Source organism: Mumia sp. Pv4-285, from assembly GCF_041320275.1.
Classification (GTDB): Bacteria; Actinomycetota; Actinomycetes; order Propionibacteriales; family Nocardioidaceae; genus Mumia; species Mumia qirimensis.
This window is the reverse complement of the sequence record NZ_CP162023.1, coordinates 3,360,962-3,375,034: the sequence shown is the minus strand read 5'-3', so window position 1 is coordinate 3,375,034 and position 14,073 is coordinate 3,360,962. Positions and strand designations below refer to the sequence as shown.

Sequence of the window (14,073 nt, the reverse complement as noted above, 5' to 3'; positions counted from 1 at the left end):
GTCACGACGGGTCTCGTGGCTTCGCGAGCGATGCATGGAACCGGGCGGTGAGCGCCTCCGGCACCAGCTTGCTCGCCTTGCTCTGCGCCTTGAGGAGCCACGAGCCGGGGACCACGCGGTCCTTCCCGGCCATCATGGCGGCGAACCCCTCCCGGGCCACCTGGGAGGGGTCCGCCTTCGGCCCGCGGGCGACCCACGTCCGCTGCATGCCGGCGCGAGCGAAGAACGCCGTGTCGGTGGGGCCGGGCTGCAACGACGTCACGGTCACGCCGGTGTCGCGCAGCTCGTAGCGGATCGCCTCGGCGAACGAGTGCAGGAACGCCTTCGACGCCGCGTACGTCGACTGGTTCGGACCAGGGCCTTGTGAGACGACCGACGAGGTGATCAGGATCCGCCCGTACCGCTGCGCCGTCATCACACCGGTCAGGTAGTGCGCGAGCCTGACGGGGGACTCGACGTTCACCGCGAGCAGTCGCAGCTGGTCGGCGATGTCGGTCTGGTCGAAGCGTCCGTTGACCCCGACACCGGCGTTGAGCGCTGCGGCGACGACGGGGCGCGGGTCGGACTCGAGCGCCGCGATGACGTCCTCGTTGCCGGTCGCCGTCGCCAGGTCGGCCGTGACCGGCCGTACGGCCCGGGCGGTTGGCGACGAACCAGCCGTGTCAGGGATCTCCTCGTCGGCGACGGCGAGAACGTCGAGACCCGCCTCGACGAACTCGCTCAGGAGTGCGAGGCCGATGCCGGTCGAAGCGCCGGTCACCAGGCCGAGGGGGCGGACGGAGTCGCTCTCGATGCTCATGACCGCGATGTACCCACGGCGGGTGTCGGCGACACGCATGCATCTGATCGGGCCTCTCGCGACGAAGTACCTGTGAGGCCGGTCAGTCCGGCGCACTCGAGAGGGAGGCAGAAGGATGAGAAGCAGAAGGATCGTCGGAGGGTTGATCGCCCTCATCACCTCGCTGGGGCTCGTCGCCGTGTCCACGGCCCCCGCACAGGCCGAGTCCCGGCAACGGACGGGTTACACGCAGGTTGTCGTCGCCCCTGCCGTGTACGACCTCGTAGCCGGCGCCGGCATCACGCCGAAGGCTGTGGGCGGCGCCAAGGCCTTCGCCTACAAGGGCACGCTCGCGGCGCGGTTCCCGATCACCGGGATCTCGCTCAGGAAGTTGAAGATCAGGCACACCGGCGGCATCAGCCTCGAGGCCGGGTCTGCCAAGATCACCCTCCGCAAGCTCACCATCGACCTCCGCAGGCTCAAGGTCACGGGCAAGGTGAAGGGCTCGATCGGGAACGTCGGACGGGTCAACCTGTTCACGATCCGGCGATCCGACCGTCCGGGTCTCGGACTCGTGCAGCTGCGCTTGACCGCCACGGCGGCTGGCGCACTCAACTCGACCTTCGGTGTCGAGGCGTTCAGTGCCGGTGACACCTTCGGGTACGCGACTCCGCGACCCTTCGGGCGGTTCTGACCCCCCTGACCGGGTCGGCGGGAGGGCATCACTCCGTTCACCCTCCCGTCGGCCCCTCGCCCGGTCAGCAGCTCAGGTGGCGTCCGTACGCAGCAGTCGCCAGCCCCCGGCACTGATGGCGACGGTGGCCCAGATCGCGAGCGTGAGCCTGGCTGACGCTGCCGTCATGTCGTCGCTGGGCCCCTCCCCGAAGATCAGGAACAGGGCCCCGGTGCCTGGCATGTGGGCCGCGACGGTCGTCGACCAGGTGTAGCCGAGCTGGGCGAGCAGCATGGGGAGCACGAGAACGAGCGCGATCACGCTCACCAGCCCTCCTGCGGTGCTGCGGAGCAGGAGCCCCAGGCCGACGGCGAGGAGCGCACCCGTGGCGTGGACGTACGCGAGCCCGCCCATCACCGCGGCACCGTCGCCGGCGGGGAGTCCGAGCCCGGGGAGGAACAGCCACACCACGAGGCTGGCGGCCGCCCCGGAGAGCAGCCCGAGCGCCGTGCCGGTGGCAACGATGACGCCGGTGCGGGCGCACAGCAGGACGCCACGCCTCGGGGTCCACTGCAAGGTGGGGATGATGCCGCCGGTCCCGTAGTCCGCGGTGGCGGTCACGACCGAGAGGGCGAGGATCCCGAAGAGAGCGAACATGCCGCTCATCTGGCCGCCGTCCCACGCGGTCGAACCCGGGGACACCTGGTCGGGGTCGCTCGTGGAGCCGACGAGCCCTCCGAACGCGACGACGGCGGCCGCGGTGACAGCCGCCAGGACGAAGCTCGACCGCAGGGTCCAGACGCGACCGACCTCCGCCCGGCAGGTGCGTGCCACGACGGTGGTGGTGCTCATCGGGTCTCGCCCTCCGCTGAGGTGCTCGGCCCGCCGACGGCGTACTCGACGCTGTCGGCGGTGAGCGCGAGGTAGGCGTGCTCGAGCGACTGCTCGATCTCGGCCAGGTGGTAGAGCGGGAAGCGGAGAGCGTGGGCGATGTCGCCGACCTCGGTCGCGGTCATGCCGGTGACCACCAGCTCGCCGGGCCTCGTGTGCTCGACCTGGCCGCCTTCATGGAGGGCGGCGGCGAGGGCGTCGGCCTCGGGGCTGCGGACGCGGATGCGGCGCTGGTCGGGTCCGCGAAGGATGTCGCCGACGTCGGCATCAGCGATCAGGGTGCCGCGACCGATGACGACGACCCGGTCGGCGATCAGCTGCATCTCACTCATCAGATGGCTGGAGACCAGCACCGTACGGCCCTCGTCGGCGAAGCCGCGGAGCACGTCGCGGATCCATCGGACGCCTTCGACGTCGAGGCCGTTGACGGGCTCGTCGAACAGGAGCACCTGCGGATCCCCGAGGAGCGCAGCCGCGATCCCGAGGCGCTGCCGCATCCCGAGGGAGTAGCCCTTGATGCGCCGCCGAGCGGCCGGGCCGAGCCCGACGTGCTCGATCACCTCGTCGACGCGTGAGATCGGCAGTCCGTTGGACCGGGCCGCGATGCGGAGGTGCGCGCGCCCGGTGCGTCCGGGATGCATGGCTCCCGGATCGAGGAGTGCGCCCACCTCCCTCAGCGGCGAGTGGAGATCGGCGTACGGCTTGCCGTTGATCGTCGCCGTCCCCGAGGTGGGGTGGTCGAGCCCCATGACGATCCGCATGGTCGTCGACTTGCCCGCGCCGTTGGGGCCGAGGAACCCGGTGACTTTTCCCGGCTCGACGTCGAAGGTCAGGCCGTCCACCGCACGCGTCGCCCCGTACTGCTTGGTCAGCTGCTGGATGCGGATCACGGCCGGCCCACCTCGTCCGCCTCGGCCGCCGGAAAGCTGTCGGCGTCGGACGGCTCCCAGCGGAGCAGGTCACCGGGCTGGCACTCGAGCACGTCGCACAGCGCCTCGAGCGTGGTGAACCTGACGGCCTTGGCCCGTCCGTTCTTCAGGACCGCAAGGTTGGCCGGCGTGATGCCGACGCGCTCGGCGAGCGTCCCGACAGCCATCTTGCGTCGGGCGAGCATGACGTCGATGTCGACGACGATCGGCATCAGATCACCTCGTCCAGCTCGGACCGCAGGTGCCTGGCCTCGGTGTCGCGAGCGACCGCCTGAGCGAGGAGCGTACGCATCACGAGCACCAGCACCGCCACACCCGCCACGACGAGCGCGATCCCGCACACCAGCCCCACGAGTCCCGGAGCCACCTGGTCGCCCGGACTCGTCCGGTTGCTGTACGCCGCGAGCACCCCGACCGCGAACGTCAGCACCGACGCGGTCGCGATCGCCCCGATGATGATGTCGACGTAGCGGAACGCCGCGTGCGAGAACACCGTGCCTCGTCTGACCATCGTCAGCAGCTTCCAGATGCAGACGGCGGTGACCTGCAGCGTGGCGATCCCGGCGACCACGATCACGACGAACGGGATCCGGATCACCGGCCTCGCGTCGTCCATGTCGATCCAGATCAGCGGCACCAGCACACACTGCACGAACAACGAGCCCGCAAGCGCGACGGCGATGATCACTTGCAGTGCTCGTACGGCCCAACCACCCATGAAACGATCCCTTCTCACTGTAGAACGAGAGGAATCTATCGAAAAACGGTAGGTACGGCAAGTGTGCTGCGTTAGGCGTCGATCGTCGTCCTGACCTCTCGGCGGGTCCACGGCCAGGTGAGCAGCGCCCAGACCGCGGCGACGACCGCGATCTCGACGACCACGTACGTCGGCCACGGCCCGAGGTAGTCGAGCAGCGAGGAGCGGCTCGGCTTGCCGTTGAGGTAGCCGTAGTTCACGCCGGCGATCGCGTTGTAGGTGAACGCAAGGACCGCCCATGCGAGCGTGATCACGACCGTGCGCCGATACGTGGCCCAGGTCGGCCAGATGCCGAGGCCCACGACGAGGTAGACCGCAGCCCAGACGATGAGGATGTGCATCGCCCAGAACATGACGAAGCGCGGCTCCGGCCAGGTCGAGGCCAGGTCAGGGGTCAGCATCCCCTGGGTCGTGAGGGTGATGCCCCACAGGTAGGTCACGGTGGCGCTCAGGCGCGAGCGTGTCCACAGCGCGTGGACGGCGAACACCCAGGCGAGGTCGCAGAGCTGGAAGGGGAGCGAGGTCCGCGGGTTCCACTCGCCGGGGAGGAACTGCATGACCTGGAGCGGGATGGTCACCGCGCAGATCCCCACCGCGAGCACCCTGCTCACCCGCGCCTCGGCGAGCGTGCCACGCACCCGCCACCCGATCCAGACCACGGCGACGAGACCGACCGCAAACACGATCAGCGCAGCCAGGTGCTGCGAGCCGAAGGTCTCGAAACGGCCGTCCGCCGCCAGGCTCGTCATGAGATCAGGCTAGTGCCCCGGAGGTCGCCACCGGGCCGTCGAGACGGGCCCGACCGGCATCTAACATCGGAACGGTGATGACAGATGAAGAGTCGGCGGCGACCAGTCCTTCGGAGGCGGTGGACCGAGGACTACGGCGCCCGTACGATCCGCGGGTCTGGGGCGCGGTCGTCGGCGCCGTCGGTGGGAGCGTGTTCGTCCACGCGAACCGCGGTGACCTGCCGTACGCCGTCTCCGTCGTCGCAGCCGTGCTGTGGGCGGGTGCGCTGGCGGTGTTCGTCTGGGCTGTGCTCGTCGCGGAACGCCGATTCCCAGCGCTCAAGCCGCTGGCTCGCAGCGCGGGGTGGGTCTACCTGTTGAGCGTGGCGGGCATGCTCGCCCTGATCCAGGTCGGGCGACTGCTCCTCGACTCGGTCGGCGAGGTGGAGGCAGCTCCGGCCCTCATCGTGCTCGCCGTGGGGCTGCACTTCCTACCGTTCGCCCGGGCCTTCGACACGCCGATGTTCACGCGGCTCGGGCTCGTCATGACCGTGCTCGGAGTGGTCGGTCTCGTGCTCGGAATCGCCTGGACTGCGACGGCGGCGGCGGGTGTCGCCGTCCTGACCGGCCTCGTCATGCTCCTGGTCATCGCGGAGGCCGCACTGCGAGAGCGTCCGAGACCCCGGGGCTCTGTGCGTCGGAGGTGACCAGCGGGTTTCGTACCCCGAGTGCTGGGCACTGTCCGGATGCGGAGCCCGGCGGCACCGCGTACACCGAGGAAACGTCACCCATCGCCCGTGCCGGGCCGGCGAGCAGAAGGAGATCACGATGAGCGAGCTCGATCCCGAGTCCACGGAAGGCACGGCGGACGGTGGTGCGGAAGGCACGCCTGGCGTGCACGACGGTGGAGCAGACGGTGGTGCCGACAGCGGCGCAGAAGGCACGGCCGACGGTGGTGCGGAAGGCACGCCCGGCGTGCACGACGGCGGAGCGGACGGTGGTGCCGACAGCGGCGCCGAAGGCCCCGCCGACGGCGGCGCAGAAGGCGTCCCCGGTCGCCACGACGGTGGGGCCGACGGCAGCGCATGACGGCTCACCAGGTCGGGGCGCCCCTCTCGGAGGGGCGCCCCGATCTTCTCAGCGGGATGCTTCCGACCGGACCGGTCGAGAGGCTGCTGGGTCGACCGCTGGAGGAGTTCGCGACGACGTCCTGGGGGCGTGAGCCGCTCCTCGTGACGGCCGCCGAACGCGACGGGGGGTTCGAGGATCTCTTCGACGAGGACGCGGTGGACTCGCTGCTCTCCGACCACGGCCTGCGCACGCCGTTCCTGCGGGTCGCCCGCGACGGGACGACGCTGCCGAACCGCGACTTCACCTCCGGTGCGGGTGTGGGGGCGGGCATCGCCGACCAGGTCGACGACTCCCGCTTGAGCGCACTGTTCGCCGACGGGGCGACCCTGGTCCTGCAGGGACTTCATCGCACGTGGCCACCCCTCGTGCGGTTCGTCGCCGCCCTGGCCGACGAGCTCGGGCATCCTGTGCAGGCGAACGCGTACGTCACGCCTCCGCAGTCTCAGGGCTTCGACGACCACTACGACGTGCACGACGTCTTCGTGCTCCAGGTCAGCGGCGAGAAGGAGTGGCGCATCCACCGGCCGGTCCTCGAGGCGCCGCTGCGAGACCAGCCCTGGACCGACCGGCGAGCTGCTGTCTCCCGAGCGGCGGAAGAGCCTCCGCTGATGCGCACGGTGCTCGGGCCGGGGGACTGCCTCTACCTCCCGCGCGGCTACCTGCATGCCGCGACCGCACTCGGCGACGTGAGCACGCACCTCACGCTGGGCGTCCACGCCTGGACCCGGCACGCCCTCGCCGGCGAGGTGGTGCAGGTCGTGCTGCAGTCTCTGGCCGACGATCCTGAGATCCGCGCGTCGCTCGCCGTCGGCGCCGGGGTGGGAGACGCCGACCATCTGAGCGACGACCTCGAGGTCGTACGGGCAGGACTCGCGGCCGCGCTGGCGACCATCGACGAGCAGGCGGCCGCTCAGAGGCTCGCCGCGGCGTCTCGCCGAGCAGGCCGACCGGCACCCGTCGGGCCGGTGTCCCAGCTGCGCGCGGTTCAGAACCTCCGACCGGAGGATCGCCTGGCGCTGCGGGAGCACCTGCACGCGAGCATCCGCCCTCGCGGCGACGGCGGCGCTGAGCTGGTGAGTCGCGCCGGAGACGAACGGCTCGAAGCCGCTGACGTTCCTGTGGTCGACGAGCTGCTGTCCACCGGCACGAGCTCCGTCGCGGTGCTTGGGGACGAGCTCGCGCGCCGCCTGCTCGCGCGGGCCGTCGTGGTCCGTGACGGCTGATCCGGTGGCTGCCGAAACGCCGTCAGCCGACCCCTTCCGGTGCGCGACGGCGGCACGCGAGCGTGTCGACCCGCTCGCGGCCACGGCGACACCAGCGCGTCGATGGTTGCTGGTCGAGCACCCCGGCCCGTGGCCGTTCAACGCGTTCGCCTCCGACGCGATCGACTCCGACGTCCTCGCGGAGCTGGCCACGGCGATCCGCGGCGCCCGGTCGCGGTTGCTCATGATCCGCCGACCGGGGCGACGAGCCGACAACGCCGAACGGCGCTGGGCCGTCATCGACGCCGAGCCAGGCGTCGAGCAGGTGTGGGGAATGTGGCGGCACAGCGCCGATCTGCGGGAGGCGGCGGCGATCGTACGCGAGCCACTGCCGCCGGCGACCACACCGCCGCCGCCGACTCTCCTCGTCTGCACGCACGGTCGGCACGACGTCTGCTGCGCACTGCGCGGGCGTCCCGTCGCTGCGGCCCTGGCCGAGCGCTGGGCCGAGGAGACCTGGGAGTGCTCGCACATCGGCGGAGACCGCTTCGCCGCGAACGTCGTCGTGCTGCCGGACGGTACGACGTACGGGAACCTCGACGCCGACACCGCCGTCGACGTCGTCTCCTCCCATCTCGCCGGTGCAGTCGTCCCGGCCTACATGCGCGGGGTTGCGTCTGCGCCTCCGTACGGGCAGGCTGCGGTCATCGCCGCGCACGAGCGGTACGGGCCTCTGCCCGCCGACGCGGTGCGGTTCGTCGACGGGCGTCGGTCGGGCGAAGGGTCGTGGGTCGCGGAGGTCACGATCCTCCGCGACGATCACCCGACGCGACTCGTGGTCGACGTGGACGCGAGCGAGCAGGCGCCGGCGATGCTCACCTGTGCGGCGCACACGGAGACGTCGGCGAAGGTCCACACCGCGGTGCGGATTGTGGAGGCGTAGCTTCCGAGGAGGCGACCCGCAGCGCGTCAGCTGCCCGTCTTCGTCACACCGAACATCAACACGCGACGATCGATGTCGTAGAAGACGCTGCTCGTGTTCGTGAGGACGTCCTGGAGGTTGTCGGCGTCCTCGGCGCTCACCGTGAGGATCTCCTCCCAGGCACCTTCGTCCAGCACGAGCTGGAGCGTCCAGATGCCGTCCGCGCCGCCCTCGGCGGCGGTCCAGCTGAACTGGTAGTGCGTGAGCTGGCGTACTCGCAGGCTGTCGTCCGTCACCCGGACTCCGTTGCCGCTGCTTGCCGCGGCCTTCTTCCTAGGGGGCATCGCCGTACTCCTTTGTCCGACTTGCCACGGAGCCCTTCCGCGCCGTGACTCGACGGACGTTCGGTACCCAGGCGTCGATCTCTCAACCGAGGCGGGCCGGCGGCGATACTCGGTCTGTGAGCAGTGGCATGGAGTTCGAGGTCGAAGGCCCGGTGGTGGAGTGGCGGGGCCCCGCGCCGTACTACTTCCTCGCGGTCTCGGAGGAGGTGAGCGAGGACATCAAGTTCGCCGCGAAGGGGGTGGAGTACTGGGGCCAGGTGCCGGTCGTGGTGCGCATCGACGACGTCGAGTTCACCACCGCGCTCTTCCCGAAGGATGGCCGCTACCTGCTTCCGCTGAAGGATGCCGTGCGCAGACCGGCGGAGATCGAGCCGGGGCAGGTGCTCGTCGCGGCGTTGCGCGTAGGCCGTGACTAGGCGCCGGGCTCAGGCCGTGCCGGAACCGATCGACCCCGTCGAAGCGGCCGCTTCGGTGAGTGCAGCCAGTACGGCGGTCACGGCGGGCGGATCGGGTGGGTCGCCGTAGGTCGCGGCGTAGACCTGGCGGTGGAAACCGGCGATCTCGCTCGCCTCGATGTCGCGTCGTCGGTGGGCCTGGAGCGCGAGGCCAGGCAAGGTGGTGACGCCGGCGCCGGCAGCGACGAGCGCCTGGACGACCACCATGTCGTCGCTGTGCGAGCCGATGCGGGGAACGAAGCCCTCCCGCCCGCACGCCGTGGTCAGCTCGTGCCGGCACCGCTCGCAGCCGCCGATCCAGGAGGACGCCCGGTGGTTCGCGAGGCTGTCGTCAGCGTGCCGGCTGATGAGGAAGATCGGGTCGTCCGTGAGATGGAGGAGGCGGGCGTCCGCCTCGAGCGGCGGATCACCCGCATGGCGGAAGCCGAGGGCGATGTCGATCTCGCCGTGCCGCAGCATCTGCAGTGCCTCGACGGGGTGCCGGTCGAACAGGCTCAGCTCGAGCCCGGGGTGGGCTTGGGCCAAGGTAGCCGCGGCTCGCGGCACGACGGTGCTCAGGGTGGAGGCATTCGCGGCCAGCCGTACGAGCCCTGCTTGCAGGCCGACGTGCGCTGCCAGCTCGTTGGTCGCCGCGTCGACCCGTCCGAGGATCTCGGCGGCTCGCTCGGCCAGCAGCCGTCCCTCAGGGGTGAGCCGGATGCCGCGCCCGACTCGCTGAACGAGCCTGGCACCCGTGGCCGACTCGAGGCGAGAGAGGTGGTGGCTCACCGACGGCTGGGAGTAGTGCAGCTCTCGTGCCGCCTCCGTCACCGAGCCGTGCCGAGCCACCGCGGCCAGAACTCGGAGATGAACGATGCTCAACATAGATCAAACATCTTAATGAGATCTGGGGGAGATTGGCATTAGACGTCATGTCAGCCCGCGGTCATGCTGGAGAGCATGGCGACATCGGTCACGCATCTGACCCAGACACCCAAGGGGTAGCCATGCCACTCGTCCGCATCCACAACTTCGCCATCTCGCTCGACGGTTTCGGCACGGGAGAGGGCCAGAGTGCCGACGCGCACTTCGGTCATGCCGGCGACCGGCTCCACCGATGGATGTTCGCCACCCGGTGGTGGGAACCCGGCGGTTCGGGCGGGGTCGACGACGTCTTCACCCGACAGCACGATGCGGGGATCGGCGCCGAGATCATGGGCGCTGGCAAGTGGGGTCATCCCGGCTGGCACGAGGACCCGCAGTGGAAGGGCGCATGGGGTCCGAACCCGCCGTTCCACACTCCCGTGTTCGTGCTCACTCACCACCCGCGCCCGTCGATCGAGATGGAGGGCGGCACGACGTTCCACTTCCTCGACGCCTCGCCGGCCGAAGCGCTCGACGCGGCACTCGAGGGAGCGGACGGCAAGGACGTGCGGATCGGAGGTGGCCCCACCGTGGTCCGCGAGTTCCTGGCGGCCGGGCTCGTCGACCACCTGCACACGGTGGTCGTCCCGATCCTGCTGGGACGAGGCGTACGGCTCTGGGACGGGCTGGAGGGCCTCGAGCAGGACTACCGGGTCGAGGCCACCTCGGCGCCGAGCGGGGTCACGCACGTGACGTTCACGCGTTGAGCGGGCTGTCGTACGAGGGGGGTGCGTTCGCGGATCCCAAGCGCTAGTGTCGACGTGATCCACGTCACAGGAGCACCCCAGCCCGGAGGCGCGCATGCCCGCTCGGTCAACATCCCTCACCCACCGCAGCCGGACGCCGCTCCGGCTTCTGGTCCTCGGCCTGTCCCTCGTGCTGGCCGCAGCGTTCGGTCCACCCTCAGCCAACGCCAGCGATCCCGGACACTCCGGCGACGCGCCGTACCGCGGCAAGGTGATCTCTCAGCTGCGGCACATGACGCTGGAGCAGAAGGTCGGCCAGCTCTTCGTCATCGAGGTTGCGGGTCGTGACGCCAACACGGTCAGCGACACGGCGAAGGCCACCAACCAACGGCTGTACGGCGTCGACACGCCCGCCCAGGCGGTCGCGAAGTACCAGCCCGGCGGGGTCATCTACTACACGACTCGGAACAACGACGACAACATGGGCAGCCCGGCGCAGGTCGCGACGCTCTCGAACGGTCTCCAGTCGGCCGCGCTCGCCCAGCCCGCCCGTATCCCGCTGCAGATCTCGGTCGACCAGGAGGGCGGCGCGCTCGTCGCTCGCTTCGGTCCGCCCGCGACGCAGATGCCCGGCAACATGGCGCTCGGCGCCGGCCGCTCTGCGGCGGACGCTGAACGCTCCGGAGAGGTCATCGGCACCGAGCTCGCCGCGGTCGGTCTGACACAGGACTACGCGCCGGTGGCCGACGTCAACGTCAATCCGAACAATCCCGTCATCGGGATCCGGTCCATCGGCTCCGACCCAGCCCTGGTGTCGGAGCTGGTCGCCGCCCAGGTCCGCGGCTACCACGCGGGCGGAGTCTCGGCCGTGGCGAAGCACTTCCCCGGTCATGGCGACACCGGCGTCGACAGCCACTTCGGCCTGCCCGAGGTGACCCACAGCCGCGCCGAGCTGGAGGCGATCGACCTGCCGCCGTTCCGTGCGGCGATCGCAGCCGGCGTCGACACGATCATGACCGCACACGTCGTACTCCCGGCGATCGACCCGGGTGTGCCGGCGACGATGTCGCACAAGATCCTGACCGGACTGCTGCGCGACGAGCTCGACTTCGACGGCCTCATCGTCACCGACGCGCTCGACATGGCAGGTGCCGCAGCGACGTACCCACCGAACGTCGCCCCTGTCCAGGCCTTCCTCGCCGGCGCCGACCAGCTGCTCGTCCCGCCGCAGATGGACGTGGCGTACAACGCCGTGCTCGCCGCGGTCCGCAGCGGTGAGATCAGCAAGAAGCGGCTCGACGAGTCGGTCTACCGGATCCTGCTGCACAAGCACAAGCGCGGCATCTTCCGCGACCCGTTCGTCGACCCGGCGGCGGCGACCCAGATCGTGGGTGCACCGCAGCACCTGGCCGATGCGCAGGCGATCAGCGACCGCACGACGACCCTGGTCAAGAACGACGCCGGGGTGCTCCCGCTGACGGCCGGTCCGCGCCGCGTCCTCGTGGCCGGTTGGGGCGTCGGGACCACCGCGGGGATCGCGAACGCGTTGGCCGCGCGAGGTGCGACGACGCAGGTTCTCGAGTCGGGGACGACTCCGTCGGCGACGGCGATCGCCAACGCGGTGGCCGCCGCGCAGGGCTCCGATCTCGTGGTGGTGTCGACCAACAACGCGTACGCCGTGAGCGCAGCCACAGGACTGCCGACCGCGGCTGCGGTGGCGCAGACCAACCTCGTACGCGCGCTGCTGGCGACCGGCAAGCCCGTCGTGGTCGCGGCAATGCGCAACCCGTACGACGTCGCGTCGTTCCCCGAGGCACCGACGGTGCTGGACACGTACGGCTACACCTCTCACCAGCTCGAGTCGCTGGTGCGGGTGCTGTTCGGCGAGGTGGACCCGTCCGGCCGCCTCCCGGTCTCGATCCCGCGCGCAGACGGCACCGGTGAGCTGTTCCCGTTCGGGCACGGTCTGGGCTACTAACCGCACGCACGAACGGCCGTCGGGCAGCCAGAGGGGCGCACCAGCGCTCGGTTCTGGCTGCCCGACGCGCGTGTTCCAGGACACGACGATTTCGTGCTTGACCTTGACCCAGCGTCAAGGTTCCACCCTGGAGGCATGACAACAACGCAAGCCATCCAGATAGCCGGACTCACCAAGTCGTACGGCGACCAATCGGTCCTCAAGGGCGTCGACTTCGACGTCGCGCCGGGCAGCATCTTCGCCCTGCTCGGGTCGAACGGAGCGGGCAAGACGACGGTCATCAGGATCCTGGCGACGCTGTTGAAGGCCGATGGGGGGACGGCGACCGTCAACGGGTTCGACGTCGCGACGCAGCCTGCGCGGGTGCGGGAGTCGTTCAGCCTGACCGGGCAGTTCGCGGCAGTCGATGAGATCCTGTCGGGTCGGGAGAACCTGGTCCTGGTCGCGAAGCTGCGACACCTCAAGGACCCGGGCACGGTCGCTGACGACCTGCTCGAGCGGTTCTCGCTGACCGATGCCGGCGCCAAGAAGGTCGCGACGTACTCGGGTGGCATGCGCCGCCGTCTCGACATCGCGATGAGCCTGATCGGTGACCCGCCGATCATCTTCCTCGACGAGCCGACGACCGGCCTCGACCCCCAGGCGCGCATCGAGGTCTGGGACGCCGTCAGGGAGCTCGCCAAGGGTGGAACCACCGTGCTGCTCACCACCCAGTACCTCGACGAGGCCGAGCAGCTCGCCGACCGGATCGCGATCCTGCACCAGGGGCGAATCATCGTGAACGGCACGCTCACCGAGCTGAAGCAGCTGCTGCCGCCGACCAAGGTCGAGTACGTCGAGAAGCAGCCCTCCCTCGAAGAGATCTTCTTCGCCGTCACCGGCACCGACACCTCAGGAGCAAACGATGCCTAACTACTTCGTGACCGACACCGCGACCCTGACCGGGCGGTCGCTGAGCCACATCCGCCGCAGCCCGGACACCATCATCACCACCGTCATCACACCGGTCGCCATGATGCTGTTGTTCGTGTACGTGTTCGGCGGTGCCATCGACACCGGCCCGGGCTCGGACTCCTACGTCGACTACCTGCTCCCCGGCATCCTGCTCATCACGATCGCCTCGGGTGTCGCCTACACCGCGTACCGGCTCTTCACCGATCTGCAGGGCGGCATCTTCGAACGGTTCCAGTCGATGCCGATCGCCCGCTCCTCGGTGCTGTGGGCGCACGTGCTGACCTCGCTGGTCGCCAACATCGTCTCGTTGGTGGTCGTCATCGGCGTCGCGTTCCTGATGGGCTTCCGCACCGGGGCGGACGTACTGGCATGGCTCGCGGTCGCAGGCATCCTGATCCTGTTCACCCTGGGTCTGACCTGGCTCGCCGTGATCCCCGGCCTGACAGCGAAGACGCTGGACGGGGCGAGTGCGTTCTCGTACCCGCTGATCTTCCTGCCGTTCATCAGCTCGGCGTTCGTCCCCACCGACAACATGCCGGGCCCCGTGAAGTGGTTCGCCGAGAACCAGCCGGTCACCTCCATCGTCAACACGGTCCGCGCGCTGCTCGACGAGACGCCGGTCGGCAACGACCTGTGGATCGCGCTCGCCTGGTGCGTCGGTCTCCTCGTCGCCGCGTACGCCCTGGCGATGGCCACGTACCGCCGCACGTTCGCCTGAATCCCCACCACACAAAGGAGAAGC

General features: G+C 69.9%; 18 protein-coding genes. 10 read left to right on the top strand and 8 right to left on the bottom strand.

Annotated features, from left to right (window positions below; genetic code table 11):
• Nucleotide 1 precedes the first annotated feature (1 nt).
• On the bottom strand, nucleotides 2-799 hold the full coding sequence (locus AB3M34_RS16270; protein WP_370615479.1) for an SDR family NAD(P)-dependent oxidoreductase: 798 nt from the start codon (nucleotides 797-799) through the stop codon (nucleotides 2-4).
• Nucleotides 800-914: 115 nt separating this feature from the next.
• Here AB3M34_RS16270 and AB3M34_RS16265 point away from each other — a divergent pair, with 115 nt between their 5' ends.
• Nucleotides 915-1,472, top strand: coding sequence for a hypothetical protein (locus AB3M34_RS16265; RefSeq protein WP_370615477.1), 558 nt, complete (start codon nucleotides 915-917; stop codon nucleotides 1,470-1,472).
• A gap of 72 nt (nucleotides 1,473-1,544) precedes the next feature.
• On the opposite strand, the gene AB3M34_RS16260 is transcribed toward AB3M34_RS16265, so the two are convergent.
• From AB3M34_RS16260 to AB3M34_RS16240, 5 genes are all read right to left on the bottom strand, one after another.
• Nucleotides 1,545-2,303: a hypothetical protein gene (locus tag AB3M34_RS16260; RefSeq protein WP_370615475.1), complete on the bottom strand. Its 759-nt coding sequence runs from the start codon at nucleotides 2,301-2,303 to the stop codon at nucleotides 1,545-1,547.
• The gene (locus AB3M34_RS16255; protein ID WP_370615473.1) at nucleotides 2,300-3,232 is read right to left on the bottom strand and encodes an ABC transporter ATP-binding protein; all 933 of its coding nucleotides are present in this window, start codon (nucleotides 3,230-3,232) and stop codon (nucleotides 2,300-2,302) included. Before AB3M34_RS16255 ends, AB3M34_RS16260 begins: the two co-directional genes overlap by 4 nt.
• Nucleotides 3,229-3,483 carry a helix-turn-helix domain-containing protein gene (locus AB3M34_RS16250; protein WP_370615471.1) on the bottom strand — a complete coding sequence of 85 codons (255 nt, stop codon included), beginning with the start codon at nucleotides 3,481-3,483 and terminating at the stop codon, nucleotides 3,229-3,231. The genes AB3M34_RS16255 and AB3M34_RS16250 overlap by 4 nt, the downstream gene beginning before the upstream one ends.
• Nucleotides 3,483-3,989 (bottom strand): DUF2975 domain-containing protein, encoded by a 507-nt coding sequence (locus AB3M34_RS16245; protein WP_370615469.1) that lies wholly within the window; start codon nucleotides 3,987-3,989, stop codon nucleotides 3,483-3,485. Before AB3M34_RS16245 ends, AB3M34_RS16250 begins: the two co-directional genes overlap by 1 nt.
• Before the next feature lie 71 nt (nucleotides 3,990-4,060).
• Entirely contained in the window at nucleotides 4,061-4,777 is a 717-nt protein-coding gene (locus AB3M34_RS16240; protein WP_370615467.1) for a TIGR02206 family membrane protein, read from the bottom strand.
• 74 nt (nucleotides 4,778-4,851) lie between these two features.
• Between AB3M34_RS16240 and AB3M34_RS16235 the strand changes: the two genes are divergently transcribed.
• From AB3M34_RS16235 to AB3M34_RS16220, 4 genes are all read left to right on the top strand, one after another.
• Nucleotides 4,852-5,463, top strand: a complete 612-nt coding sequence (locus tag AB3M34_RS16235) for a hypothetical protein (protein WP_370615466.1) — start codon at nucleotides 4,852-4,854, stop codon at nucleotides 5,461-5,463.
• Between the two features lie 121 nt (nucleotides 5,464-5,584).
• Nucleotides 5,585-5,845, top strand: coding sequence for a hypothetical protein (locus AB3M34_RS16230; RefSeq protein ID WP_370615464.1), 261 nt, complete (start codon nucleotides 5,585-5,587; stop codon nucleotides 5,843-5,845).
• Nucleotides 5,842-7,110 carry a cupin domain-containing protein gene (locus AB3M34_RS16225; protein WP_370615462.1) on the top strand — a complete coding sequence of 423 codons (1,269 nt, stop codon included), beginning with the start codon at nucleotides 5,842-5,844 and terminating at the stop codon, nucleotides 7,108-7,110. The genes AB3M34_RS16230 and AB3M34_RS16225 overlap by 4 nt, the downstream gene beginning before the upstream one ends.
• A gap of 4 nt (nucleotides 7,111-7,114) precedes the next feature.
• Nucleotides 7,115-8,032, top strand: a complete 918-nt coding sequence (locus AB3M34_RS16220; RefSeq protein WP_370615460.1) for a sucrase ferredoxin — start codon at nucleotides 7,115-7,117, stop codon at nucleotides 8,030-8,032.
• A gap of 26 nt (nucleotides 8,033-8,058) precedes the next feature.
• On the opposite strand, the gene AB3M34_RS16215 is transcribed toward AB3M34_RS16220, so the two are convergent.
• Nucleotides 8,059-8,355: a hypothetical protein gene (locus tag AB3M34_RS16215; RefSeq protein ID WP_370615458.1), complete on the bottom strand. Its 297-nt coding sequence runs from the start codon at nucleotides 8,353-8,355 to the stop codon at nucleotides 8,059-8,061.
• 116 nt (nucleotides 8,356-8,471) lie between these two features.
• On the opposite strand from AB3M34_RS16215, the gene AB3M34_RS16210 reads away from it, so the two are divergent.
• Nucleotides 8,472-8,771, top strand: coding sequence for a DUF1905 domain-containing protein (locus AB3M34_RS16210; protein WP_370615457.1), 300 nt, complete (start codon nucleotides 8,472-8,474; stop codon nucleotides 8,769-8,771).
• Nucleotides 8,772-8,780: 9 nt separating this feature from the next.
• Here the strand turns inward: AB3M34_RS16210 and AB3M34_RS16205 are convergent, their stop codons facing one another.
• Nucleotides 8,781-9,674: a LysR family transcriptional regulator gene (locus tag AB3M34_RS16205; protein WP_370615455.1), complete on the bottom strand. Its 894-nt coding sequence runs from the start codon at nucleotides 9,672-9,674 to the stop codon at nucleotides 8,781-8,783.
• A 122-nt stretch (nucleotides 9,675-9,796) separates the two neighbouring features.
• Between AB3M34_RS16205 and AB3M34_RS16200 the strand changes: the two genes are divergently transcribed.
• The 4 genes from AB3M34_RS16200 to AB3M34_RS16185 all read left to right on the top strand — a co-directional run bounded on the left by AB3M34_RS16200 (nucleotide 9,797) and on the right by AB3M34_RS16185 (nucleotide 14,049).
• A complete protein-coding gene (locus AB3M34_RS16200; RefSeq protein ID WP_370615453.1) occupies nucleotides 9,797-10,420 on the top strand; it encodes a dihydrofolate reductase family protein in 624 nt (207 codons plus the stop codon).
• Between the two features lie 94 nt (nucleotides 10,421-10,514).
• Nucleotides 10,515-12,377, top strand: coding sequence for a glycoside hydrolase family 3 protein (locus tag AB3M34_RS16195; RefSeq protein WP_370615451.1), 1,863 nt, complete (start codon nucleotides 10,515-10,517; stop codon nucleotides 12,375-12,377).
• A 135-nt stretch (nucleotides 12,378-12,512) separates the two neighbouring features.
• Nucleotides 12,513-13,289, top strand: a complete 777-nt coding sequence (locus AB3M34_RS16190; RefSeq protein ID WP_370615449.1) for an ABC transporter ATP-binding protein — start codon at nucleotides 12,513-12,515, stop codon at nucleotides 13,287-13,289.
• A complete protein-coding gene (locus tag AB3M34_RS16185) occupies nucleotides 13,282-14,049 on the top strand; it encodes an ABC transporter permease (RefSeq protein WP_370615448.1) in 768 nt (255 codons plus the stop codon). The genes AB3M34_RS16190 and AB3M34_RS16185 overlap by 8 nt, the downstream gene beginning before the upstream one ends.
• Nucleotides 14,050-14,073: the final 24 nt, after the last annotated feature.

What these genes read in the sequence shown, in the direction of transcription:
- AB3M34_RS16270 (WP_370615479.1), bottom strand. Translation starts at nt 799, where the DNA reads ATGAGCATCGAGAGCGACTCCGTCCGCCCCCTCGGCCTGGTGACCGGC.
- AB3M34_RS16265 (WP_370615477.1), top strand. Translation starts at nt 915, where the DNA reads ATGAGAAGCAGAAGGATCGTCGGAGGGTTGATCGCCCTCATCACCTCG.
- AB3M34_RS16260 (WP_370615475.1), bottom strand. Translation starts at nt 2,303, where the DNA reads ATGAGCACCACCACCGTCGTGGCACGCACCTGCCGGGCGGAGGTCGGT.
- AB3M34_RS16250 (WP_370615471.1), bottom strand. Translation starts at nt 3,483, where the DNA reads ATGCCGATCGTCGTCGACATCGACGTCATGCTCGCCCGACGCAAGATG.
- AB3M34_RS16245 (WP_370615469.1), bottom strand. Translation starts at nt 3,989, where the DNA reads ATGGGTGGTTGGGCCGTACGAGCACTGCAAGTGATCATCGCCGTCGCG.
- AB3M34_RS16240 (WP_370615467.1), bottom strand. Translation starts at nt 4,777, where the DNA reads ATGACGAGCCTGGCGGCGGACGGCCGTTTCGAGACCTTCGGCTCGCAG.
- AB3M34_RS16230 (WP_370615464.1), top strand. Translation starts at nt 5,585, where the DNA reads ATGAGCGAGCTCGATCCCGAGTCCACGGAAGGCACGGCGGACGGTGGT.
- AB3M34_RS16225 (WP_370615462.1), top strand. Translation starts at nt 5,842, where the DNA reads ATGACGGCTCACCAGGTCGGGGCGCCCCTCTCGGAGGGGCGCCCCGAT.
- AB3M34_RS16215 (WP_370615458.1), bottom strand. Translation starts at nt 8,355, where the DNA reads ATGCCCCCTAGGAAGAAGGCCGCGGCAAGCAGCGGCAACGGAGTCCGG.
- AB3M34_RS16205 (WP_370615455.1), bottom strand. Translation starts at nt 9,674, where the DNA reads ATGTTGAGCATCGTTCATCTCCGAGTTCTGGCCGCGGTGGCTCGGCAC.
- AB3M34_RS16200 (WP_370615453.1), top strand. Translation starts at nt 9,797, where the DNA reads ATGCCACTCGTCCGCATCCACAACTTCGCCATCTCGCTCGACGGTTTC.
- AB3M34_RS16195 (WP_370615451.1), top strand. Translation starts at nt 10,515, where the DNA reads ATGCCCGCTCGGTCAACATCCCTCACCCACCGCAGCCGGACGCCGCTC.
- AB3M34_RS16190 (WP_370615449.1), top strand. Translation starts at nt 12,513, where the DNA reads ATGACAACAACGCAAGCCATCCAGATAGCCGGACTCACCAAGTCGTAC.
- AB3M34_RS16185 (WP_370615448.1), top strand. Translation starts at nt 13,282, where the DNA reads ATGCCTAACTACTTCGTGACCGACACCGCGACCCTGACCGGGCGGTCG.